Below are 21,758 nucleotides of genomic sequence, written 5' to 3'. Positions count from 1 at the left end.
CTAACCGTTTGGGGTTCAACGGGCAAGGCTTTTTTCAAGAACAGCATCTAAATTTTATTCATACTTACTGATGTCAAACAACACAATGAAGCGAGAAGGCGAATTCGAGCTATTAGAAAACCCGGATGCGCTGGCTGACCGGCTACTCCAGTCGGAGAACTTTGTGGAACGTAACAAAAACCTCTTTATCGGGATCTTTGTAGCCATTGCGCTCGCCATAGTAGGTGGGTTTCTGTATTACCAGAACCAGCAGACTAAAAACGAGGAAGCCTTGGCTGCCATGTTCCAGGCAGAGTATTATTTAGAAGCTGATTCCTTGAACAAAGCCCTGAACGGCGACGGCCAGAACGCGGGCTTCAAGTCCGTGGCAGAAGAGTACGGCAGCACCAAAGCGGGTAAACTGGCCAACTTCTACGCCGGCGTGGCTTCCTTGAAACAAGGCAAATTCCAGGAGGCCCTCAATTACCTGGAGGAGTTCAAGTCTGATGATTTGCTGTTACAGGCCCGCGCCTACAGCCTGCAAGGAGACGCCAACCTGGAATTGGGTAAGAAAGAAGAAGCGGCTTCCCTGTACAAGAAAGCCGCTGAACACAAAGCCAATGACTTCTTCTCTCCGCAGTATCTCATGAAAGCCGCCATGGCCTATGAGGCTGGCAACCAGTACGCAGAGGCCGTAGAGGTGTTTGACCGCGTGATTACAGACTACCCGCTGAGCCCAGAGGTGAACGACGCTAAGAAATACAAGGCCCGTGCTGAGGGATTAGCCAAGAAATAAGGCTTATCAAAGCCGACTTACCCAGAGCGCCTGTTGAAATTTATTTTCAGCAGGCGCTCTGTTTTTTTGTGCAAATTTGCGTAGAACGTTTCCGGGCTGGTTTGGGTAAAAAATGCCCAAACCAGCCCCAGAGAACCACCCTTCCTTTAACCTTCATAGAAAATGGCAAGCGCCCTTAAAAACCTCAGTAGTTACAACTCAGATAACTTGCCAGACATCTCTGGCAAGAAATTTGGCCTGGTAGTGGCAGAATGGAACAAAGAAATCACCGACACCCTCTGCCAAGGGGCTTATGAGACATTACTCCAGCACGGCGCCAAGCCCGAGAACATTTACCGCAACACTGTGCCCGGCTCTTTTGAATTGACCCTGGGGGCCCAGTTCCTGGCCCAGAGCAACGAGATTGATGCCGTTATTGCCTTAGGAGTGGTGATTAAAGGCGAGACCAAGCATGATGACTACATCTGCCATGCCGTGGCCCAAGGCCTCACCCAGGTAGGCCTAAAGTTCAACAAGCCCGTGATCTTTGGGTTGGTCACCACCAATGATGAACAGCAAGCCTGGGACCGGGCGGGCGGTAAACACGGGAACAAAGGCGTGGAAGCGGCCGCTACCGCCATCCAGATGCTGAACTGGGTAAACTAGGGCTTCCTTGAAAAGAATAAGCAGAGAAGAAGGGCTAACCACGTATAGGGCTAGCCCTCCTTTTTTTGATGGATGGTGGTAGCCCAAGAAAACTGAGGTGGTTTTGCCCTGGTTTCACTAAAATAGGCGCTAAACAAATGGCCGCCATCCGGCAATTAAGTCATAGTGATGGCGGTCCCTCAGGCAAGCCGCCCCAGAGCTGAAGCCTTGAAAGAACCCAGCAGTAAATCTTTATCACTACTGCCCATCACATAAGGCACCTGGAACCTGGGTCCGGCTGAAGAAGCTTGCCCATAGAAGGCCTCTTCCGTATTGGAATCAAGCTATTTTCCAAATAAAGGAAGTGGACTTGCTTGGTCTCTCGTCTGAGAGAAATAGTTAAAAAATTGATTAGCAGGAAATTGCTTGCCTACGGAGCCTTGGGAGGCAAGGTCTGAAACATTAGGGTTGAACGGGAGAAAAGGTCAGCCAAAAGCAGCGAAAAAGCGCCAATTCTTTAAAAGTAGGCGGTTTTCAGAGGCTATTGTCTCTAAAGAGCCAACTTGTATTATCAAGGTTTCAGCCGAAAAAAGTACCTTTGAAAAGAAGAAATAGAAGAATTCGGCTATCAATTTGATACTCTGCTTAGTTTTACGAAATATTAACTGTATTTTTGCGCAAAAAATAAATGGACAGTCTATTGGTAGAAGCCTGAGGTAGTATAAATTATCCGTACTTAAGGCAGCAAGATTTACCAGGGCAGACTGACTATCTTATCTTGAATACAAACAAACCATACCCAAACCGTTACGAACAAAACAAGCCATGAGTGAAGAAAAACAACGGTATTCCCAAGAGGAGTTGAACGAATTTCAGGAAATTATCATTGAGAAACTGAACAACGCCCGCCGGGAGGTTGCCTTTATCAAGGAAACCTTGAGTCGACGAAATGATTCTGGTACTGACAATACAGCCTCTACTTCCAAAGTATTGGAAGACGGAGCAGATACCCAGGAGAAAGAAAGTCTGAACCAGTTGGCCTCTAGACAGTTGAAGTTTATCCAGCAGCTGGAGAATGCCCTTATCCGCATCAAGAACGGAAGCTACGGGGTGTGCATCAAGTCTGGTAAACTGATCCCGAAGGAGCGTTTAAAGGCGGTGCCGCATACGCAGCACACCATTGAGGCCAAAATGAGCCGCAACGACTAAATTAAACCGCATACAATTTGAACCTGTTACTGAATCATCTTCAGGCGCTTATTTTCTGCGCCACCTCGCCGGTGTCTATTGAGGAATTGCAGAAATGCCTTTCTGAGGCCCTGGTCACAGAGGTGAGCGTGAGTGATGTGTTGGAGGGAATTGAGCAGCTCAATGCTCAATTCTCTACCGACGCGTTCGCTTTTCAGATTTACGCCATTGGCGGGGGCTACCAGTTTCTCACCAAGCCCGCCTATGAAGATTCAGTCAGCATTTTATTGAAGCATAAGTCCAAGAAGAAGCTGTCGGCCTCTGCCTTGGAGACCCTGGCCATCATTGCCTACAAACAGCCCATCACCCGCTCACAGGTAGAGCAGATCAGAGGCGTCAGCTGTGACTACGCCATCCAGCGGCTGCTGGAGAAAGGCCTGCTGGAAATAAAAGGCAAAGCCAATACCATTGGGCGCCCCGTCCTGTTTGGCACCAGCCAGAAGTTCATGGAATATTTTGGTCTCAACCACCTCAAAGACCTTCCGCAGCTCAGAGACCTGGCCCCGGAAGAGAACACCATCGGCGAAGCCGCCGCGCTCTAACATAGCACCACATCCCTTGCATCACATCCTTTTTATACAGTAGCGATACTGCAATTTTTCACAAGAACATGGCTAGAAACGAAGATATGCCTCAAGAAGGCACAGACCGTCCACGGAATAATAACTCCGGGGATGACAACAAGAAAGTATTTGGCAGAGGCACCCGCTTTGACCGCTCAGAAGGCGACAGGCGCGAAGGAGGCTTCCGCAACCGAGAGAGAGACTCAGACCCATCAGATAGAGCCACCGGTGGCCGCGAGCGTTCAGAAAGACCGCGCCAAGATGATGACCGTGACGGAGAAGTAAACACCAACCGCGAGAACAGAGAACGGGCTCCCAGAAGGGAAAACGACCGCCGGGGAGGAGATTTCCGTCCGGCCCGCGGCTTTGAGAGACCAGACAGAGGCAACGACCGCCCAGATTTCAGGCCCCGTGGTGAGAATGACCGTTCAGACCGCAGATCCCCCAGAGAAGGCGGCTTCAACCGCTCTGAAGGCAGAGACACCCGCAGCGGTGGTTCTTTCCAGGACCGTCGTGAAGGCGGCAGAGGCCCGGCCAGGGGCGGAGAAGAAAGAGGCGGCGAGCGCCGTTCTTTCGGCAACCGTGACGAGCGGGGCGGTGACCGCCGAGGTTCAGACCGTCCGGCTTTCGGAGCCGGCAGAGACGATAATCGTCCGGCCCGTAGCGGTGACCGCCGCGAAGGTGGTTTCCAAAAACCAGGCGGTTTTTCCTCAGACCGCAACGACCGTGGGCTCAACCGTGGTGGCGATGACCGCAGAGAAAGAACCGGCGACCGTGAAGGCAATGGCTATAACCAGGGCGGTGAGCGCCGCGAAGGAGGCTTTAACCGTGATGAGCGCCGCAGTGATGCTCCGCGCGAAAACCGGCCATTTTCTGGAAATCGTGACGAAAACCGTTCAGAGCGCCCAGCCCGCAGGGAAGGCGATCGGCCGTTTGACCGCAGTGCTCCACGTGAAAACCGCGGCCGCGATGACCGTGCTTCATCTTTCCAGAAACGGGATGACCGTCCGGAGCGGGGTTCATCAAGGCCAGATCGTACAGATAGGCCAGCCCGCGGGGCAGACCGTACAGATAGAAAAGACCGTCCGGCCAGAGCCGACGGCAAAGGTTTCAAAGAAGGCCGCTTCGGGCGCACTGATGAGGAAACCCAGGAAGCTCCTTTCTACAACCTGAAACGCTATGAAGAGCGCCGCAAGAAAAGAGACGAGTCGTACGGAAACGAAGACCTGCGCCTGAACCGCTACATCGCCAACGCCGGTATCTGTTCGCGCCGCGAGGCAGATGAGTTGATTGCCGCCGGTGAGATCAAGGTAAACGGACAGGTGGTAACGGAGATGGGCTATAAAGTGGCTCCCACAGATACGGTGCAGTACGGGCGTAAAACCCTGAGCCGCGAGAAAACCGTGTACGTGCTCCTCAACAAACCAAAAGACTTCCTGACCACCACAGATGACCCTGAGGGCCGCAAAACCGTGATGGACCTGGTGAAGAATGCCTCTAAAGAGCGCATGTTCCCGGTAGGCCGTCTAGACAGAAACACCACTGGTTTGCTGTTGTTCACCAATGACGGCGAACTGGCCCAGAAACTGACGCACCCTTCTAACAAGGTCTCTAAGATCTACCAGGTAGAACTGGACAAGCCCATCACGCAAGATCATGTGAAGCAGATCCAAGAGGGCCTCATGCTGGAAGACGGCAAAGCCGAAGTAGATGAAGTGGCGCTTTTAGGAGACAGCAACAAGTTCTTAGGCATTGAGATCCACATTGGCCGCAACCGCATTGTGCGCCGCATCTTTGAACACCTGGGCTATGATGTAGTCACCCTGGACCGGGTGCAGTATGCAGGCTTAACCAAAAAAGACCTGCCTAGAGGCAACTGGCGTTTCTTATCTGAAAAAGAAGTAGTGCGTCTGAAATACTTTATGTAATCTGTCGTTCCAAGAATGCTGAATTTGGCGATAGACCGGGGGAACACCCGCATCAAGGCCGGTCTTTTTCAAGACGGGCATTTGGTGCAGCAGTTCACCGCACCAGATTTCTCCTCTCTGGGGGAGCAACTGGCGGGTGTTCCCCTGCAAAACGCCATCATGTCTTCAGTGAGTCAGGAGTCAGCGGAACTGGTGCAGCATATTCCGGTGACGGGGCACCGGATACTGTTCAATGCCCAGACTCCGGTGCCGGTGCAGAACCAGTACGGTACACCCCAAACCTTAGGGGCAGACCGGTTGGCGGCGGCGGTAGGGGCGCAGTACCTGCTCAAAGACCGGCACTGCCTCATCATAGACGCGGGTACCTGCATCACCTATGACCTGCTGGAAGCCAACGGTACTTACCAAGGCGGCAGTATATCGCCGGGCATTGCCATGCGGTACCAGGCGGTCCATTCCTTTACCGGCAAACTACCACTGCTGGCGGGTTTTGACTTACCGCCCAGACCTGGTAAAACCACCGCTGAGGCCATAAAAGGAGGAGTTCTTTTTGGCGTGGTGGCCGAGGCGGAAGGCATGATTCAACATTATGAACGTCAATACAAACCATTGGCCGTTATTCTCTGCGGCGGAGACGCCCGGTTTTTTGAAAGTACAGTAAAAGCACGCATCTTTGTCATTCCCGAATTGGTTTTAATCGGGTTAAACCGAATACTTGAGTATAATGTATAAGCCTTTCCGCGCACTGTTATTGATTTCTGGTCTAGCCCTTGGGGCACAGCAAGGGCAGGCGCAACAGCTCTCCAACTCCCCTTATTCCCGCTTTGGGGTAGGAGACATGGCGCATGGTACCAGCTCTATCCGCAGTGCGGCCATGGGGCAGATAGGTGTGGCCTCTGGTAGTGGGGCACTCATCAATGACCAGAACCCGGCGCTGCTTTTCTATAACAGCTCAGTCACGTTTGAGGCGGCCGTAGCCGCGGAACTGAAGCGGTTGTCAGATAAGAATAACTCCCAGATAGACGGAACGGCCAACCTGGGGTCTTTGGCCCTGGCGCTTCCCCTTTCCCGCCGCTGGACGGCTTCCATTGGATTGCGGCCGTACAGCAGGGTGAACTATGCCTCTGTCTCCAGCAGCCCCGTGAAAGGCGCAGAGAACACCGTTACCTCCTTTAGCGAGTACAACGGCAGCGGCGGCTTGAACGAGGTGTATTTTGCCAATGGGGTACGGATAGCTACCGGTTTGACCGCTGGGGTGTCCGGGTCTTACCTCTTCGGGACCATTGACCGGCAGGAGTCCACGGTGCTGGTAGATAGGGAAGACTCCACCAGTGCCTTGCAGAAAACCTTGATCCGCACCTCTTCGCGGTATTCTGGCCTTATGTTCAAAGGCGGGCTGCATTACCGCAAGAAGGTAAGCGACAAAGCCAACCTGGCTTTTGGCGCCACCTATACCGGCAAAGCCCACATTGAAACAGATAGACAGGTAGCGCAGGAAAGACGTTTTCTGGATGAGTCTGTCATCTCCAGCCTGGTCACCGATAGTTTGGAAGGCTATACCACCCTGCCGCAGATGTTGCAGGTAGGCGTGGCGTATGACAACAACAAAAACTGGTCTTTAGGCGCAGACTATACCCAAACCAAAGGCTCTGATTTCAGAGGCTTCAGCTTAAACAAAGGCGAAGGCCGTCAGGAAATGGGAGACGGTTACCGTGTGGGCGTAGGCACTGAGTTTACCCCGGATGCCGGCTCTGTGAGCTCTTATTTTAGACGGGTAACCTACCGCTTCGGGGGCTATTACGGTAACTCAGAGATCAAAGCCATTAGCCAGGGAAGCAACGCCGTGACCGCCCATGACTTGAAAGACATGGCTGTCACCTGGGGTTTTTCGCTGCCCTTGGGCAGAGGCGTTCGTCCGCCAGACTACACCCAGGCCTTGCTGAACACCAGCTTTACCGTGGGGCAGATGCAAGCGAAAAACACAGGGCTCAAAGAGCAGTATTTCCGGGTGAACGTGGGAGTGACCTTCAACAACAAATGGTTCATCAAGCGGAAGTTTGACTAAGCCCTCAGCGTTCACCAGACAAATCCATAAAAAGAAAGACAGATACCAGGCCCTGAATCACTCGCTGATTTTTGGGTCTGGTATCTGAACCGTTTAAAGGAATGCGTAACCGCCTTAAGACCCTGCTCATACAACATTGCTGCCCCTCGGCGCCCTTCTTGCTGGTGCTGCTGCTGACCGCGTTCAGTGGGGGCTGCCAGCAGGCAGATGAGACCATCAAGCCCATTGAGTACAAAGGCCCTTCTTCTGAGACCTACAACCAGGTCACCATCTACAGCGACTCGGCCAAGATGAAACTGAAGCTGAGCGCCCCGGTGGAACAGCAGTTGCAGAACGGTGATATAGTATATACCAAAGGCATGCACATCACCTTCTATGAAGAAGAGAAGCCTACTACCATCATCACCGCCAAGTACGGCCGCTATGACAAAGCCAAAGACCAGTATGTTGCCCGCAATGATGTGGTGGTGAAGAACATGGTCAAGCAAGAGCAGCTGAACACCGAGGAGCTGTTCTGGGAAAGGCAGAAGCAAACCATCTTCACAGACAAGTTTGTGCGCATCACCAGTACAGATGAAGTAGTGACGGGCGTGGGCTTAACGGCCAAGCAAGACTTCTCAGACTACACGCTAAAACAGTTCTCCGGCTCTTTTGTCTTAAAGCAATGACCCTCAAGCAAACTATCTACATGGCGCTGGCCGTCGCTTTCCTGGTCATTGGCGTGCACCAATCCATTGTGGTGGGCGTGCTGGAAAGTTACTGGATCATCATGTTGTCTTTTATCTTTCTCATGCTTTTCCGTATGGATAAGCCAAAGCGTTAACTTTCCTATCTCATGGACCTTGCCTTCTTGTACATATCAGCCGCAGTAGGGATTCTGCTGCTCGCGCTGTTCAGCGTGGCTGAAGTGGGCATGCGACAGATCGGGCGGGCGTACCTGCGGTTACAGGTGGCAGAGAACTCCCACTCCCTGGTAGGTTTCCTCCTGGCCCGCGAGCGGCAGACTTTGCTTTCTATTCACTTGGGCATAGGGCTCTCCCTTTTGTTGCTGGGGTTGGGCTTGTTTGGGAGCTTCTCCTTTCTGTTGCAGCAGGCGCTACCAGCGCAGGTGGCCCAGGTAGCGGCAGGCGTGGGAACCGTTTTGGCAGCCTGGCTCCTGGTGCTGGGGGTGGGTACACTGGCTAGTCTTACCGCCCCGGTCCGTCTTCTAAAACTGGCGGCCGCTCCAATGGCTTTCTTCGTGGTCTTGTTTTATCCTCTCACCTCTATCATTACCTCCATTTTTGGCCTGTTTTCAGAAAAAGACGACGAAAGCGAGACCGAGGTAGTGGCCAACGGGATAGCTTTGCAGCCTTTCGCTGTTAAGTTACATTCCCCCGAAGAGATCGTGCTTACCCCTACCAATGAGGTAGACAGCAAGATCTTCCACAACGCCCTGCAGTTCAAGAATGTGAAGGTGCGCGAGTGCATGGTACCCCGCACCGAGATTGATGCCATTGAGCTGGAGGAAGGGGTAGAGGTGCTGCGGCAGGCGCTGGTGGAAACGGGACATTCCAAGATCCTGATCTACCAGGACTCTCTGGACCATATTCTGGGCTACTGCCACCAGTTCTCGCTGTTCAGCAACCCGGCTACCCTGGAAGAGATTCTGACTCCCATAGAAGCCGTGCCCGAAAACATGCTGGCCAAAGAGCTGTTCGTGAAATTCATCACCGAACACCGCAGCATTGTGCTGGTGCTGGACGAGTTTGGCGGCACCTCCGGTATTGTGACCCTGGAAGACGTGATGGAAGAGATCTTGGGTGACATCAACGATGAGTACGACGAGGAAGACCTCCTGGAACAGGCCTTGCCAGAACCCAACACTTACCTGTTCAGTGCCCGCCAGGAAATTGACTACCTCAATGAGAAATACAACCTGAACCTGCCAGAGGGCGACTATGAAACTTTAGGCGGTTTTATCTTGTCTGTATTGCAAGAAATACCCAACGCGGGCGATGTGGTGGTGGTTCCGCCCTTTGAGATCAGGATCCTGTCTATGGACGAACACCGCATCAATACGGTACATCTGGCCCTTAGGTTAGCCCCTTCAGAAGAATAACCTGCGCGATAGGTACTTATATTTTGATTTTATCACTTATTGCGATTATTTTGCATAACGCTTAAAATTCGTCAAACACTTACATGGCATTAATTAACAAGATTCGGGAGAAGTCAGGCTTCGCCATTGGCGCAATTGCTATTGGCTTGCTCATTTTCATTGTGTTGGGAGACCTGCTGGGACCAAATTCCCGCCTGTTCGGGGACAAGTTGGTAGTGGGGGAAGTAGCCGGGCATGAAGTGTCGGTGCAGGAATTCGATGCCATGTTTGAAGAGGCCAAGAACAACTATACCAGCCAGTACGGCCGTCCGCCGTCAGAAGCTGAGTTGGCTTCTCTGCGGGAGCAGACCTGGAACCAACTGGTTTTCAAGTATGCCTTTGAGGAGGAGTTTGAGAAAGTAGGCTTGGGTATTTCTGCGGAAGAGCAGGTAGACATGGTGCAAGGCCGTAACGTACACCCGGCTTTGAGACAGATGTTCACTGACCCACAGACCGGTATGTTCAACGTAGAGCAGGTAAAGCAAACCCTGCGCAACTTGGGCAGCATGCCTGCAGAGCAGCAGGCCGCCTGGCGTAAATACGAGGCAGATCTGGCCACAGACCGCCTTCGGAACAAGTACTACAACCTGTTCACCTTCTCAAACTACGTGACCACTGAAGAAGCCAAGCGCTTCAACGCCGAGCAAAACACCAAAGCCAGTATCACGTCTCTGTTTGTGCCTTATTTCAGCATCGCTGATTCTGCCATCAAGGTAACCGATGACCAGCTGAGCGAGTACCTGAACAAGAACAAGAAGAAATTTGAAGTAGAAGAAGGCCGCTCCCTCACCTATGTGACCATACCGGTAACCGCTTCTAAAGAAGACAGCACCCAGTACAGTGAAGAAACCGCTGAACTGGCCGCCCGCTTCGCTACCACAGAGAATGACTCTCTGTTTGTGAAGGCAGAGTCAGATACGCCTTTCAACAGCGCGTACGTAGCCGCCAATGAGTTACCTGAAGAGTTGAAAAACCAGTCTCTGGAAAAAGGCAAGATGTACGGTCCGTTTATGCAGAACGGTAACTTCAGCCTTTACAAAATCATGGATGTGAAAGACGGTGGCCAGGCTTCTGTACGCGCCAGCCACATCTTGATCAAACCTGAGAACACTACGCCAGAGGCCAAAGCCGCTGCCAAAGCCAAAGCCCAGGATCTCCTGAACCAGATCAAAGGCGGTGCTAACTTTGCCCAACTGGCCGCCCAGCACGGAACCGACGGAACTGCCTCTATGGGTGGTGACCTGGGTTGGTTCACCGAAGGCCGCATGGTGCCGGCTTTTGAGAAAGCGGTATTTGGTGCCTCAGGAGCCGGTCTGTTGCCTAACCTGGTAGAGACGGACTATGGATACCACATTGTGAAAATCACCGAGCCTAAAACTACCAGAACCTATCAGGTAGCGCAGGTATCCCGGGCCATGACCCCTAGCGACAATTCCCGTGAATCTGCCTTTGGGCGGGCCAGCGCCATTGCCTCTAACAGCTCTAGCCTGGAAGACTTCAAGAAAGCGGTAGCCAATGAGAAAGGCGTGATGCAGGCAGAAGCCAAAAACATCACCGCTGCTGACCGTGCCATCAACAACCTGCAGAACGCGCGGGAGCTGGTTCGCTGGGCTTTCTCTGAAGACACCAAAAAAGGCGATGTTTCTCCGGTGATCACCATGGATGACCAATACGTGGTGGCGGTATTAACCGGCAAGCGTGAAAAAGGAACCGCCAAAGTAGAAGATGTACGCGATGAGTTAACTGCCGCCGTACGCAACGAACAGAAAGCCAAAAAAATCAAAGACAAGCTAGCTTCCCTTTCTGGTTCATTAGATCAGATTGCCGCTAAATACGGACCAGATGCCTTGGTTCGTCCGGCCAATGATGTGACATTGGGCGCGGCTACGGTACCAGGTTTAGGGTATGAGCCAGTAGCCATTGGAAAAGCCTTCGGCCTTAAGCCAGGCCAGCGCACCGGTCCTATTGATGGCGAAGGTGGGGTGGTGATGGTGGAGCTGAAAAGCATCACGCCAGCGGCCCCGGTAGCAGACATTGCTTCTGTGAAACAGCAACTGCAAGGTGTGCGGGCCGGTCGTGCCCAGAGTGCCTTGTATGAGGCCGTACGCAAGAACGCGAACATTGAAGACAACCGGGTTCGGTTCTTCTAGAACACCCAGAAGTAGGAGATATTGCAAGAGCCGCGCCACCAGCGCGGCTCTTGCGGTTTAAACCAATTCCTTTCTTCCCTGGTTTTCAAAAAACGGAGGCAAAACAGTATATTGAATACCAGTAGAATTCGTTAAGGAAGAATAGCTTAGCTGGAGACACCATATGAAAAAGTTGATATTAGTCTGGGGGCTGCTCCTGGGGGGGCTAGGGTGGGGTCTTCCGCAAAGCAAGGCGCAGGGAGTGCCCGAGCAACTGAGCCTGGCCAAGGAATACCTGCGGCAAAACGAGTTCAGCAAAGCCGAAGCCCTGTACAGCAAGCTGATTGAGCAGGAAATCCAGTTTGGGCAGGTGTACCCAGACTACCTCAAGACGCTGCTGGCCCTGCGTAATTTCAAAGAAGCCGACAAACTGGTGAAGCGCGCCCAGAAGAAACACCCTGAGGTGCCTGCCTATGCTGTAGACGAGGGACGGGTGCTAAACGCAGCGGGCAACACGGGCGCCGCTGAGAAGAAATGGGCGCAGGTAGTGCAGGCCACCACACCCGAGAACGTCTATGGGGTGGCCACCGCCTTCCAGCAGGCAGACATGCTGGAATACGCTGAGAAAGTGTACCTGCGGGCCCGCCAGTTAAGCGGCAGCGACAAAACCTTTGCCCCACAGCTCCTGCAACTGTACGCCTACCAACGCAAAACCAATCTGCTGGTAGACGAAGTGCTGCGGCAGGTGAGGAACAGCGCCGTTCCCCTGGCCTATGCCCAGAACATGCTCCAGAATACGCTCCGCGACGAAGAATCACTGAGTATGCTAGAGCAGCGCCTCATGACTGCCGTACAGGCTGAGCCAGATGACACCCCGGTACAGGAGCTGCTCATCTGGGCCCTGTTGCAACGGAAAGACTTCGGGCCGGCCCTGCTGCAAACGCGGGCGTTGGACCGCCGCACCCAGGGCGGGGGCGGCAGGGTACTTTCCCTAGCCGACATCAGCCTGCGCAACAAAGACTACGCCACCGCTATTGAGGGCTATACCTATGTCATGCAGCAGTACCGTACCGGCGAACTGTACCCCATCGCGCGGCAGCGCATTATCAAAGCCCGCGAAGAACAGGTCAAGAACACTTTTCCCATTGACAAGGAGAAAATAAAACTGCTAGCCCAGGAATACGAGACCCTGCTCCAGGAACTGGGCCGCAGCGACCGTACCGCCGAGGTCATCAAGGAGCTGGGCGAATTACAGGCCTTTTACCTGGGTGCCCAAGAGGCCGCCATGAAGAACCTGCAAGAGGTCATTGCCATGCCCCGGGCACAACCCAACGTAGTGGCCGAGGCCAAACTAGGCTTAGCCGACATCTATCTGCTGCGCGGCGAGCCTTGGGAAAGCACTTTACTGTACAGCCAGGTAGAGAAAACTCACAAGGAGCAGCCGCTGGGCTATGAAGCCAAGCTAAGGAACGCTCGTCTCAGCTACTACAAAGGTGATTTTGAATTAGCCCAAAGTCACCTGGACATCCTGAAACTGGCTACCAGCCGGGAGATCGCCAATGATGCCCTGGACCTGAGCCTGCTCATCATTGATAACACCGGAATGGATACCTCGGCGGCCGCGCTCAAAGAATACGCCGCCATTGATTTCCTGGTGTTCCAGCACAAATACCCAGAAGCCCTGGGTGCCTTGGATAAACTGCTTACTAAATACCCCGGCCACAGCCTCACCGACGAGATCTACTTCCAGAAAGCAGAGTTGCAGCAGCAGATGGGCCAGTTTCCAGAGGCGGCCCAGAACCTGCAACGCATCATTGAAAACCCCAAATACGACATCCTCTCAGATGATGCGCTGTTCTTGCTGGCCAAGCTGAACGAGGAGAATCTCAAGCAACCCGAGAAAGCCCAGGAACTCTACAACCAACTGCTGGTGAAGCATCCCGGGAGCGTGTTCGTGGCCGAGGCCCGTAAAAGGCTCCGGAAACTGCGCGGCGATAAGGTGTAAATTTAACGCCCCTAATGTTTCAGGGTCCTTTTCAGAGAAAGAGCCTCAAAACACCAGGGGTGTTCAGAACCGAATTACCCAAGCCCTTACGCTTTCACCTCAATCTCCGGATTCACTTCCCGGAGGGCGTTCAGGAAGGCTTCTTTTTCTGCCGGAGAGAAATAAATAGTATCCCAACGGTGATAGTTGATGACGAGTCCGTGCAAGCCCAAGGCAGGCCGCAACCCAGCCCAGAGGTGAGTATTTAGCTGCACGTCCCTTATTTTATGAATAGGAATACTGCCGTGGAGCGGACCGCAGCGGTAATAGAGCGTTTCCCCGGAGATTTGGTAATAAGTGCAGAACCAGGTCCAGAGCAGCAGTCCACTGACCAGCAGACAGAAAAGCCCCAGGGCCATCTTCCCTAGGAGCGGAAGTTCACTTGAGGCTTCCTGCACCACCAGGGCAGCCAACAAGGCAGTAGTACCCCAAACCGCCAACGCTACCACCCAGCTTCTAGAAGAATAGAATGTAACAGAAGCCATTACGTTCAAAATTAGTCTTCCTTAAGATACGGAAAACTTCCCCTGAGCTTCTGCTTTCAGGTTAGTTCCTAGAAAACCAGCCGGAAACGGCATGAACAAAGACCTCACAGGTCTTCAAGACCTGTGAGGTCTTTTGAATGATCAGCCAGGGTTATCGACTGTTTCGAAAAAAGCATGGAAGTAAATCTGCGCAATAGAGGCATAGAAGGGCAGTTGAAAACTGCCTCTCATGGTAGGTCCAAGTTGCAAACTTGAACCATAGAAATCCATGGGTTAATTTTGTTAGGAAACGACTTTCTAAGCGGCAATGCGTTTCCCGACTCCATTCTGTAAACCAGGCCCAAAACGCAATACCAGGGTTCCTTCTCCCTCAGGGAGAAGGCTAGGATGAGGGGGAGTAGGTTCCTAACTGGAGAAGCCTTTGCCTTGAACGCCCGCTGCCCCTCACCCTAACCCTCTCCCGGAGGGAGAGGGAATTCCCCTTATCACACCTTTTCCCCGAGAACCTGCTTTGCCTTGAGCCCTTAGTTAAGTAAGTATGTCCGAGCCATAGAACCTAAGTTGAAGCCTTGAAACGTGGGGAGCCAAGACCTCACAGGTTTCCAAAACCTGTGAGGTCTACCACCATTCCCCCACGCATTGCTTATTCCAGCCTTTCGCTTGAGCGCCTAGCACTCGACCGCCCCTGAGCGAGAGCGAGGCGGGTGGAGTAGAGGGCACAGCGCGAGGGCGGAAGGCGGGGCCTCGCGGCCGTGAGCGCTTAGCGGAAACTATGAAACAGAAATGCTCATGCGCCTACGAATAAGGCAGAACAGCCAAGGGAATATCATAAGGCATGCACCTACGCGACAAGCAGAACAGCCAAGGGAACTACGTAAGGCATGCACAAACCAGCTCTAAAAGCAAAAGGCTTAAGTCTTAGTGATTACGGAAACACCAGTAACCCTAACTTTTTTAGTGTTTCTGCAAAACACCAAAAGCCGGTTTAATCCTGGCAAAAAGTAAACAACAACGCCAGAAACAAGAAGAAAGAAAGGTACATGAGCCCATCAACCAAGCCGTAATCTTTGTATTTGTGGTAAATTTCTTTGAGTCTTTTCACGCAGAGATCGCTAGAATGGAAAGTTGGGTGTCTTAAAAGCACCAAGGTTTAGGAAGGAGTGCCCGGTTATGTCTCAGATTTCGTATTTTTGTGGCCTCATTCCACAGAACAAGCCGCAGCAACAACCGATGCAGAAACGATGGGTAGTAAAGGAAGCGCCGGACGCCGCAAAAGTACAGAATCTAGCCGATAGCCTGAACATTGGTTCTACCTTAGCCAGCATTCTCTGCCAGCGGGAGATTGGCACCTTTGACAAGGCGAAAGCATTCTTCCGCCCCTCTTTGCACGACCTGCATGACCCGTTCCTGCTCAAGGACATGGACAAGGCGGTCAACCGGCTTCTGGAGGCCCTCCATGGAGAAGAACGCATTCTCATCTACGGCGATTATGATGTAGACGGCACCACCTCGGTGGCCTTGGTCTATGGGTTTTTGCAGCGGTTTTTTCAGGGCCGCATAGAGTACTACATCCCAGACCGCTACGCGGAAGGCTACGGCATCTCGTTCCAGGGCATTGACTGGGCGCAGGAAAACGGGTACAGCCTGATCATCTCATTGGATTGCGGCGTGAAGTCCATAGACAAGATCGCGTATGCCAACACCAAAGGCATTGACTTCATCATCTGCGACCACCACTTACCCGACGAGGAATTGCCCCAGGCCGTGGCCGTGCTGGACGCCAAACGTTCTGACTGTCCATACCCGTACAAAGAACTGGCTGGCTGTGGCGTAGGCTTCAAGTTCATGCAGGCCTTCTGCCAGCAACTGGGAGTTGATGAGGAGCCCTTGTTCCAATTACTTGACCTGGTGGTGGTGAGCATTGCCGCAGATATTGTGCCGATCACGGGCGAAAACCGTATTCTGGCCTACCATGGTTTGCAGCGCCTGAACAACGGCGTGCTGCGGCCCGGCCTCCAAGCCCTGAAAGAACTGGCTGAGCTGCGCAGCGAAATGGACATCACCCAGATCGTCTTCGGGTTTGCCCCGCGAATCAACGCCGCCGGCCGCATGGGAGATGCCAAGCGCTCGGTAGCCATGCTGCTGGCCCAAACGAAGGAGGAAGCCTTTGACATGGTGCAGAAGATCAACGTCTCCAACTCAGAACGGCGGGGCCATGACACCAGCATCACCAAAGAGGCCTTGCTCATGATTGAGGAAGACGATTTCCTGCGCAACGCCCGCTCTACCGTCTTGTTCAAAGAGAACTGGCACAAAGGCGTGGTAGGCATTGTGGCCTCGCGCTGCATCGAGAAATATTACCGCCCCACCATCATCCTCACGGAGTCTAACGGCAAGGCCACCGGTTCTGCCCGCTCCGTGCATGGGTTTGACGTTCACCAGGCCATTGTGGCTTGTTCAGACCTGCTGGACCAGTTTGGCGGGCACATGTACGCTGCCGGGCTTACGCTGCCCGTAGAGAACGTGCCGGCGTTTAGGGAGCGTTTTGAGCAAATCGTGGCCAGTACCATTCTGGAAGAGCAGTTGGTACCCATGGTAGAGATAGACACACCGCTGGAGTTCCACCAGATCAGCCAGAAGTTCTTCAACATCCTCAAGCAGATGGAGCCGTTTGGGCCGGGCAACATGGCACCGGTGTTCATGAGCACCTGTGTCTATGATACCGGTTCGGCCAGAGTGGTAGGCGATGCCCATCTCAAGCTTCGCCTCACCCAAGACGGCGAGACCTTCTTTGACGCCATCGCTTTCGGCATGGCCGAATACTACCCGCGCATCCAGAAAGGCATTCCTTTTGACGTGTGCTATTGCCTGGAGGAGAACGTCTTTCGTGGCAACGTTTCGCTCCAGCTGCGCATCAAAGATATCCGCTTCGCGTAGGAAGAACCCGTTGCCCGTTTTTCAGCTGTTTCTGCTGAAACAGGGCAGAAAAGGAAGTAGGGGCAATCCCTTGTAGTTGCCCTTTGCCGTCCCCATGGTTTTGCCGTGGCTTTCTGCCTTACTGTTCCACGTGGTAGCTGGTTCTAAATAATCCTTTTCATTACGTAACCATCCGATCAGGGCAATTACAAGGATTGCCCCTACCTTTCTTAACAAAGCCCCCGTCCGCAAGTCAGAGTTTCCGCCGTTGTTGGTGTTATCACCAACAACTCATCCTGCCGCTTAACTGCCTCCTCCCATAAGTCAGAGTTCTCTTTCCAGAGAAGGATAAATTCCAGTTTTGGGGCTGTTTTCTCAAAATAGGGCTTAAATGTGATTTAGCTGTAATTCCCCTCGCATGTAACGGGGAGATAATGTATTTTTAAGTTCAGCTTACCATCACATGACAAACAACTACTACCTACCATGAAATCCAGAATCCTTTTGGCAGGGCTCTTGCTGACCGCAGGTGCGTTGACGGTGCAGGCGCAGGCGCCCGCCAAGAAAATACTGACCCATGAGGTCTATGACTCCTGGAAAAGCATTGAGGCAGATTCTATCTCCCATAACGGCAAGTACCTGCTGTACGCGGTGAACCCGCAGGAGGGCGACGGGGTGCTGCATCTGCGTGAACTGGGCCTGAGTACCGGCAAGACCTTTGCCCGCGGGTACCGCAACGCCTTTACCGCCGACAGTCGGTTTGCTGTTTTTCAGGTGAAGCCTTCCTTTGCCGCTACCCGCCAGGCCAAGCTCAAGAAGAAAAAGCCCGAGGAGATGCCCAAAGACTCGCTGGCGATCCATGACCTGGCCAAGGGCAGTACGTACTATGTGGCGCGGGTGAAATCCTATAAACTCCCGAAGGAAAACGGGGAATGGGTGGCTTACCATCTGGAGGCCCCGTTGGCCACCAAGGCCGCCAAAGATACCAGCAAAACCAAAACAGCCACTCCGGCTCCAGCCGCTAAAGCGCCGGCTGGCAGACCAGCCGCGGGCGGCTCGGGCAAAAAAGAAGACGGCACCGAACTGGTGCTCCGGCACTTGCCCACCGGGCAGGAATACCGGTTTGATCGCGTCACAGATTTCCTGTTCTCCGAGAAAGGCAACATGCTGTTCTTTGTGAAAGCCGAGAAAGATTCCTTGCACAAAGCAGGCGTGTTCGCGTTCAACACCTCCGCCCGCAAGGTAATGCCTGTAGACAGTGGCCGGGTTTCTTACAAGAACATCACCACAGACAAAGCCGGGGAGCAATTGGCCTTCGTAGCCAGCAAAGACAGCACCGGCAAAGACATCCGCTATTTCCACCTGCTGCACTGGACGCCCAAGGACAACCGCGCCCGCGTGGTGGCCGATACCGCTTACAAAGGCGTGCCGTCTAAATGGATGGTGAGTGAGCATGCGCAACTGGGCTTCTCAGACAAAGGCGACCGCCTGTTCTTCGGCACGTTCCCGCGGCCTACCCAGTATGAGAAAGACTCTACCAAGCTGGAAGAAGACAAAGTAAGCCTGGATGTCTGGACGTACCGTGACCCGCTCATTCAGCCCATGCAGCTCAAGCAGCTGGAGCGCGAGCAGAAGCGTTCGTTTCTGGCTTTGTATGACGTAAAAGGCAAGAAAATAGTGCAGCTGGCCACGCTGGAGATCCCAGACGTTTCTCTTAACCCGGGGCGTACCGCCGATGTGGCCGTGGGCAGCAGCAACGTGAACTACCTGTTGAGCGTGGGCTATGACACCCCTTCGCGGCAAGATGCCTGGTTGATTGATTTGAAGGACGGAAGCCGCCGGCTGGCCGTGAAAGACACCCGCGGTACCCCTCGGTTGTCGCCGGCCGGCAAATACCTGTACTGGTACGAGCCCTCGGACAGCTCCTGGAAGGCTATGTCTGTGAAAGCGTCTAGCCCCGTGAACCTGACCAAAAAGCTGAAGGTGGCCTTCTACGATGAGCAGAATGACGTACCCTCTCTTCCGGATGACTATGGCCTGACCGGCTGGACGAAAGATGACCAGTACCTGCTGGTGAACGACCGCTATGACCTTTGGCGTTTAGACCCCGCCGGGAAAGCCGCCGCCGTGAACATCACAGACGGGTACGGCCGGCAGAACAACCTCCAGTTCCGGTACGTGAGCCTGAACCCGAGCCTGCGGACAGTTCCCGTAGACGATAGGCTATTGCTGCGCACCCTGAACCTCAAGACCAAAGACGCCGGTTTCTACACCGATTACGTGACCAAAACCGGAGTTCCGCAGAAAGTCCTGATGGAGCCGTATAGCTTTGTGAGCGTACGCAAAGCCAAAGACAGCGACCGCCTCGTGTTCCGGAAAGCCAACTTCAAGGAGTATTCAGACCTGTGGGTGACCAATACCGCGTTCGCTACGCCGCAGAAGATCAGCAACGCCAACCCGCAGCAGAGTGAGTACCTATGGGGCAGCGTGGAACTGGTAGATTGGCGTTCAGACAACGGGACTCCGCTGGAAGGCCTGCTGTTCAAACCAGAGAATTTCGACCCGAAAAAGAAGTACCCCATGCTGGTGTATTTCTATGAGCGCAACGCCGAGACCCTGCACAACTACCGCTCGCCGGCACCCAGTGCCTCTACCATCAACATTCCGCTGTTCGTGAGCCAGGGCTACCTGGTGTTCGTGCCAGACATCATCTACAAAGACGGCTACCCCGGGGAGAGCGCCTACCACAGCATCATACCAGGCGTGCAGAGTTTAGTAGCCAAAGGGTTCGTGGACGAGAAGAATATGGCGCTGCAAGGGCAGAGCTGGGGAGGTTACCAAGTAGCGTACCTAGTCACGCGCACCAACATGTTCAAGGCCGCCATGGCCGGTGCGCCCGTGAGCAACATGACCAGCGCCTACGGCGGAATCCGGTGGGAGAGCGGCATGAGCCGTCAGTTCCAGTATGAGCGCACCCAGAGCCGGATTGGCGGTACCCTGTGGGAGAAGCCCATGCAGTACATTGAGAACTCGCCGCTGTTTTACGTGCCCAAGGTAGAAACCCCGCTCATGATGATGGCCAACGACAATGATGGTGCCGTGCCGTGGTACCAAGGCATTGAGATGTTCATGGCCCTGCGCCGCTTGAGCAAACCGGTTTGGCTCTTGGTCTACAACGGCGAGGCCCACAACCTCATGCAGCGCAAGAATCGCAAAGACCTGTCAGTGCGCATGTCGCAGTTTTTTGACCATTACCTGAAAGGAGCCCCGGAACCCGCCTGGATGAAGAAAGGCGTGCCTACGCTGGTAAAGGGCAAAGAGTACGGCCTGGAGCTGATTGAGGAACCGGCTAAGACTACGCCCACCCCTGGTCAGCAACCAACCGCTACTCCTACCGCCACCCCGACCACCATGCGGTAAGGGTTTACAGGTTTTTTTCCTGAAAGTACCATAAAAACGCCCCACTTCCCGGCAAGGGAGGTGGGGCGTTTTTATGGGCAGATGGTTAGGCAGGAGCAACGGCCGCTACGGCAAAGGGAAACCATCTGGAGTAGGAACAGGTGCAGGAGGGAGGCGAAAGGCACCTGATATGACAGCCACCGGCGCAGAGGATAAAAACATTGGGGCTTTGGTCATGGCCAGCCTGAACCAGAATGCGTCCTTGAAGAATAGCTTTGGAAAGCCCATAGAAACGCAGGGCAAGACCATTATCCCGGTGGCTCAGATAGTCCTATGATTTGGCGGCGGCTTCGGGCAAGGAAGGAAGAAAAGAGAAGCGGCGCTCCCGCAGGCCGGAGGAGAAGGAGCGGGTTTGCTCACCATTCTAAACGGCGCGTTTGAGGTAACAGCAGGCAAGACGACGTTTAGTGCGGTCAACTCAGCTATTCCTGCTGGGAACAGCGTTTGGGGTAGCCGTTGGAAAGTTCTTAGGCAAACGCCGCCGGTAAAGTGCTTCAGCAGAAAAGGAGGCACCAAAGGAGAGGTTGGCCCAAACCGAGGACTGCTTCTGTTTTAGGCCCGTTTTCTGAAAAGGGGAACGGAAATCAATTGGTTTTTGCCATGCTACCCGGGGCAGCGGCGGGCGGAGGGATAGGTACGCAGAAAGAACTCAGCGCGGCTACATCACCGTAGAACCAGTTCACGTCTACCGGGGCGTTAATTCCCTTTACGGTGCCTTTTTCAGAATACTGCCAGAAAGCCATCTTGTCACCGGGGTGGGTGGCAGGCTCAGCGTTCTGGTAGCGGGCAATCCAGAAATGGTATCCTGGGAAGTGGCCGCGCAGCTTACGGTCATAGAATGCCTGGTAGGTGTAGATGATGGGTTTTACGCCGTAATGTTCCTCAATGGCAGAAAGCCAGAGGCGTACGTCATTGCGCATCTTCGCGTCAGGAATATCTGGGGCAAACGTCTCTACGTCCAGTACCGGCGCCAGGTCGCCAGGCTGTAGCCTAACGGTGTTCTTGAACTTCTCTATCTGCAGGTCAACGTCTACCCAAGGCAGGTAATAGTGGTAGGCCCCGCGCGTAATCCCCTGCTGGCGGCTTTGCTCCCAGTTACGGTCAAAGAAAGGGTCTTTCAGGAAATCTCCCTCAGTGGCTTTGATGAACGCGAAACTGATGTTAGACTCTTTCACATGTTTCCAGTCTACCTCTTGTTGGTACCTTGACACGTCTATGCCATGCAAGAAAGACGAAGGGCCGGAGCCGGCGCCTAGCAGCAGCGAACAGGAGAGAACTAAGGCCGCTGCCGCCCCAGAACGGCGAGCTGCTTTGCGTAACAGAGAAAACATAGACGCTATGGGCAAGGAGTAAAGAGTAGTAAAAGGTAAGGGGAAACAGTA

General features: G+C 53.6%; 17 protein-coding genes. 15 read left to right on the top strand and 2 right to left on the bottom strand.

Going from position 1 to position 21,758, the window contains the following annotated elements; translation table 11 throughout:
• The first annotated feature begins 85 nt into the window (after nucleotides 1-85).
• The 12 genes from FOE74_RS13800 (at nucleotide 86) to FOE74_RS13750 (ending at nucleotide 13,477) form a co-directional block, all read left to right on the top strand.
• On the top strand, nucleotides 86-775 hold the full coding sequence (locus tag FOE74_RS13800; protein WP_225840814.1) for a tetratricopeptide repeat protein: 690 nt from the start codon (nucleotides 86-88) through the stop codon (nucleotides 773-775).
• Nucleotides 776-937: 162 nt separating this feature from the next.
• Nucleotides 938-1,420: a 6,7-dimethyl-8-ribityllumazine synthase gene (gene ribH / locus FOE74_RS13795; protein WP_149099190.1), complete on the top strand. Its 483-nt coding sequence runs from the start codon at nucleotides 938-940 to the stop codon at nucleotides 1,418-1,420.
• Nucleotides 1,421-2,224: 804 nt separating this feature from the next.
• On the top strand, nucleotides 2,225-2,608 hold the full coding sequence (locus FOE74_RS13790; protein ID WP_149099189.1) for a TraR/DksA family transcriptional regulator: 384 nt from the start codon (nucleotides 2,225-2,227) through the stop codon (nucleotides 2,606-2,608).
• Nucleotides 2,609-2,625: 17 nt separating this feature from the next.
• Nucleotides 2,626-3,189: an SMC-Scp complex subunit ScpB gene (gene scpB / locus FOE74_RS13785; protein WP_149099188.1), complete on the top strand. Its 564-nt coding sequence runs from the start codon at nucleotides 2,626-2,628 to the stop codon at nucleotides 3,187-3,189.
• 68 nt (nucleotides 3,190-3,257) lie between these two features.
• Entirely contained in the window at nucleotides 3,258-5,138 is a 1,881-nt protein-coding gene (locus tag FOE74_RS13780) for a pseudouridine synthase (RefSeq protein WP_225840813.1), read from the top strand.
• A gap of 15 nt (nucleotides 5,139-5,153) precedes the next feature.
• Nucleotides 5,154-5,870: a type III pantothenate kinase gene (locus FOE74_RS13775; protein WP_149099187.1), complete on the top strand. Its 717-nt coding sequence runs from the start codon at nucleotides 5,154-5,156 to the stop codon at nucleotides 5,868-5,870.
• Nucleotides 5,863-7,203: a hypothetical protein gene (locus FOE74_RS13770; RefSeq protein WP_149099186.1), complete on the top strand. Its 1,341-nt coding sequence runs from the start codon at nucleotides 5,863-5,865 to the stop codon at nucleotides 7,201-7,203. Before FOE74_RS13775 ends, FOE74_RS13770 begins: the two co-directional genes overlap by 8 nt.
• 101 nt (nucleotides 7,204-7,304) lie before the next feature.
• Nucleotides 7,305-7,871 carry an LPS export ABC transporter periplasmic protein LptC gene (gene lptC / locus FOE74_RS13765; RefSeq protein WP_149099185.1) on the top strand — a complete coding sequence of 189 codons (567 nt, stop codon included), beginning with the start codon at nucleotides 7,305-7,307 and terminating at the stop codon, nucleotides 7,869-7,871.
• The gene (locus FOE74_RS21250; protein ID WP_188686676.1) at nucleotides 7,868-8,026 is read left to right on the top strand and encodes a hypothetical protein; all 159 of its coding nucleotides are present in this window, start codon (nucleotides 7,868-7,870) and stop codon (nucleotides 8,024-8,026) included. Before lptC ends, FOE74_RS21250 begins: the two co-directional genes overlap by 4 nt.
• 12 nt (nucleotides 8,027-8,038) lie before the next feature.
• Entirely contained in the window at nucleotides 8,039-9,304 is a 1,266-nt protein-coding gene (locus FOE74_RS13760; RefSeq protein WP_149099184.1) for a hemolysin family protein, read from the top strand.
• Nucleotides 9,305-9,387: 83 nt separating this feature from the next.
• The gene (locus FOE74_RS13755) at nucleotides 9,388-11,493 is read left to right on the top strand and encodes a peptidylprolyl isomerase (protein WP_149099183.1); all 2,106 of its coding nucleotides are present in this window, start codon (nucleotides 9,388-9,390) and stop codon (nucleotides 11,491-11,493) included.
• 163 nt (nucleotides 11,494-11,656) lie between these two features.
• Nucleotides 11,657-13,477 carry a tetratricopeptide repeat protein gene (locus FOE74_RS13750; RefSeq protein ID WP_149099182.1) on the top strand — a complete coding sequence of 607 codons (1,821 nt, stop codon included), beginning with the start codon at nucleotides 11,657-11,659 and terminating at the stop codon, nucleotides 13,475-13,477.
• An 86-nt stretch (nucleotides 13,478-13,563) separates the two neighbouring features.
• On the opposite strand, the gene FOE74_RS13745 is transcribed toward FOE74_RS13750, so the two are convergent.
• Entirely contained in the window at nucleotides 13,564-14,001 is a 438-nt protein-coding gene (locus tag FOE74_RS13745) for a PH domain-containing protein (RefSeq protein ID WP_149099181.1), read from the bottom strand.
• 1,230 nt (nucleotides 14,002-15,231) lie between these two features.
• Between FOE74_RS13745 and recJ the strand changes: the two genes are divergently transcribed.
• The 3 genes from recJ to FOE74_RS21245 all read left to right on the top strand — a co-directional run bounded on the left by recJ (nucleotide 15,232) and on the right by FOE74_RS21245 (nucleotide 20,653).
• Entirely contained in the window at nucleotides 15,232-16,938 is a 1,707-nt protein-coding gene (recJ, locus tag FOE74_RS13740) for a single-stranded-DNA-specific exonuclease RecJ (RefSeq protein WP_149099261.1), read from the top strand.
• Nucleotides 16,939-17,403: 465 nt separating this feature from the next.
• The gene (locus FOE74_RS13735) at nucleotides 17,404-20,337 is read left to right on the top strand and encodes an alpha/beta hydrolase family protein (protein ID WP_149099180.1); all 2,934 of its coding nucleotides are present in this window, start codon (nucleotides 17,404-17,406) and stop codon (nucleotides 20,335-20,337) included.
• Nucleotides 20,338-20,506: 169 nt separating this feature from the next.
• Nucleotides 20,507-20,653 (top strand): hypothetical protein, encoded by a 147-nt coding sequence (locus FOE74_RS21245; RefSeq protein ID WP_188686680.1) that lies wholly within the window; start codon nucleotides 20,507-20,509, stop codon nucleotides 20,651-20,653.
• 307 nt (nucleotides 20,654-20,960) lie between these two features.
• On the opposite strand, the gene FOE74_RS13730 is transcribed toward FOE74_RS21245, so the two are convergent.
• Nucleotides 20,961-21,707, bottom strand: a complete 747-nt coding sequence (locus FOE74_RS13730; RefSeq protein WP_149099179.1) for a glycoside hydrolase family 25 protein — start codon at nucleotides 21,705-21,707, stop codon at nucleotides 20,961-20,963.
• Between the last annotated feature and the right edge of the window lie 51 nt (nucleotides 21,708-21,758).

The organism is Rufibacter glacialis (assembly GCF_008271745.1).
Lineage (GTDB): Bacteria > Bacteroidota > Bacteroidia > Cytophagales > Hymenobacteraceae > Nibribacter > Nibribacter glacialis.
Note: the sequence above shows the minus strand (reverse complement) of the source record. Positions and strands in the feature narration are given on the sequence as shown.

Coding starts and splice junctions, on each gene's coding strand:
- FOE74_RS13800 (WP_225840814.1), top strand. CDS start 86: ATGAAGCGAGAAGGCGAATTCGAGCTATTAGAAAACCCGGATGCGCTG.
- ribH (WP_149099190.1), top strand. CDS start 938: ATGGCAAGCGCCCTTAAAAACCTCAGTAGTTACAACTCAGATAACTTG.
- FOE74_RS13790 (WP_149099189.1), top strand. CDS start 2,225: ATGAGTGAAGAAAAACAACGGTATTCCCAAGAGGAGTTGAACGAATTT.
- FOE74_RS13780 (WP_225840813.1), top strand. CDS start 3,258: ATGGCTAGAAACGAAGATATGCCTCAAGAAGGCACAGACCGTCCACGG.
- FOE74_RS13775 (WP_149099187.1), top strand. CDS start 5,154: ATGCTGAATTTGGCGATAGACCGGGGGAACACCCGCATCAAGGCCGGT.
- FOE74_RS13770 (WP_149099186.1), top strand. CDS start 5,863: ATGTATAAGCCTTTCCGCGCACTGTTATTGATTTCTGGTCTAGCCCTT.
- lptC (WP_149099185.1), top strand. CDS start 7,305: ATGCGTAACCGCCTTAAGACCCTGCTCATACAACATTGCTGCCCCTCG.
- FOE74_RS21250 (WP_188686676.1), top strand. CDS start 7,868: ATGACCCTCAAGCAAACTATCTACATGGCGCTGGCCGTCGCTTTCCTG.
- FOE74_RS13760 (WP_149099184.1), top strand. CDS start 8,039: ATGGACCTTGCCTTCTTGTACATATCAGCCGCAGTAGGGATTCTGCTG.
- FOE74_RS13755 (WP_149099183.1), top strand. CDS start 9,388: ATGGCATTAATTAACAAGATTCGGGAGAAGTCAGGCTTCGCCATTGGC.
- FOE74_RS13750 (WP_149099182.1), top strand. CDS start 11,657: ATGAAAAAGTTGATATTAGTCTGGGGGCTGCTCCTGGGGGGGCTAGGG.
- FOE74_RS13745 (WP_149099181.1), bottom strand. CDS start 14,001: ATGGCTTCTGTTACATTCTATTCTTCTAGAAGCTGGGTGGTAGCGTTG.
- recJ (WP_149099261.1), top strand. CDS start 15,232: ATGCAGAAACGATGGGTAGTAAAGGAAGCGCCGGACGCCGCAAAAGTA.
- FOE74_RS13735 (WP_149099180.1), top strand. CDS start 17,404: ATGAAATCCAGAATCCTTTTGGCAGGGCTCTTGCTGACCGCAGGTGCG.
- FOE74_RS21245 (WP_188686680.1), top strand. CDS start 20,507: ATGACAGCCACCGGCGCAGAGGATAAAAACATTGGGGCTTTGGTCATG.
- FOE74_RS13730 (WP_149099179.1), bottom strand. CDS start 21,707: ATGTTTTCTCTGTTACGCAAAGCAGCTCGCCGTTCTGGGGCGGCAGCG.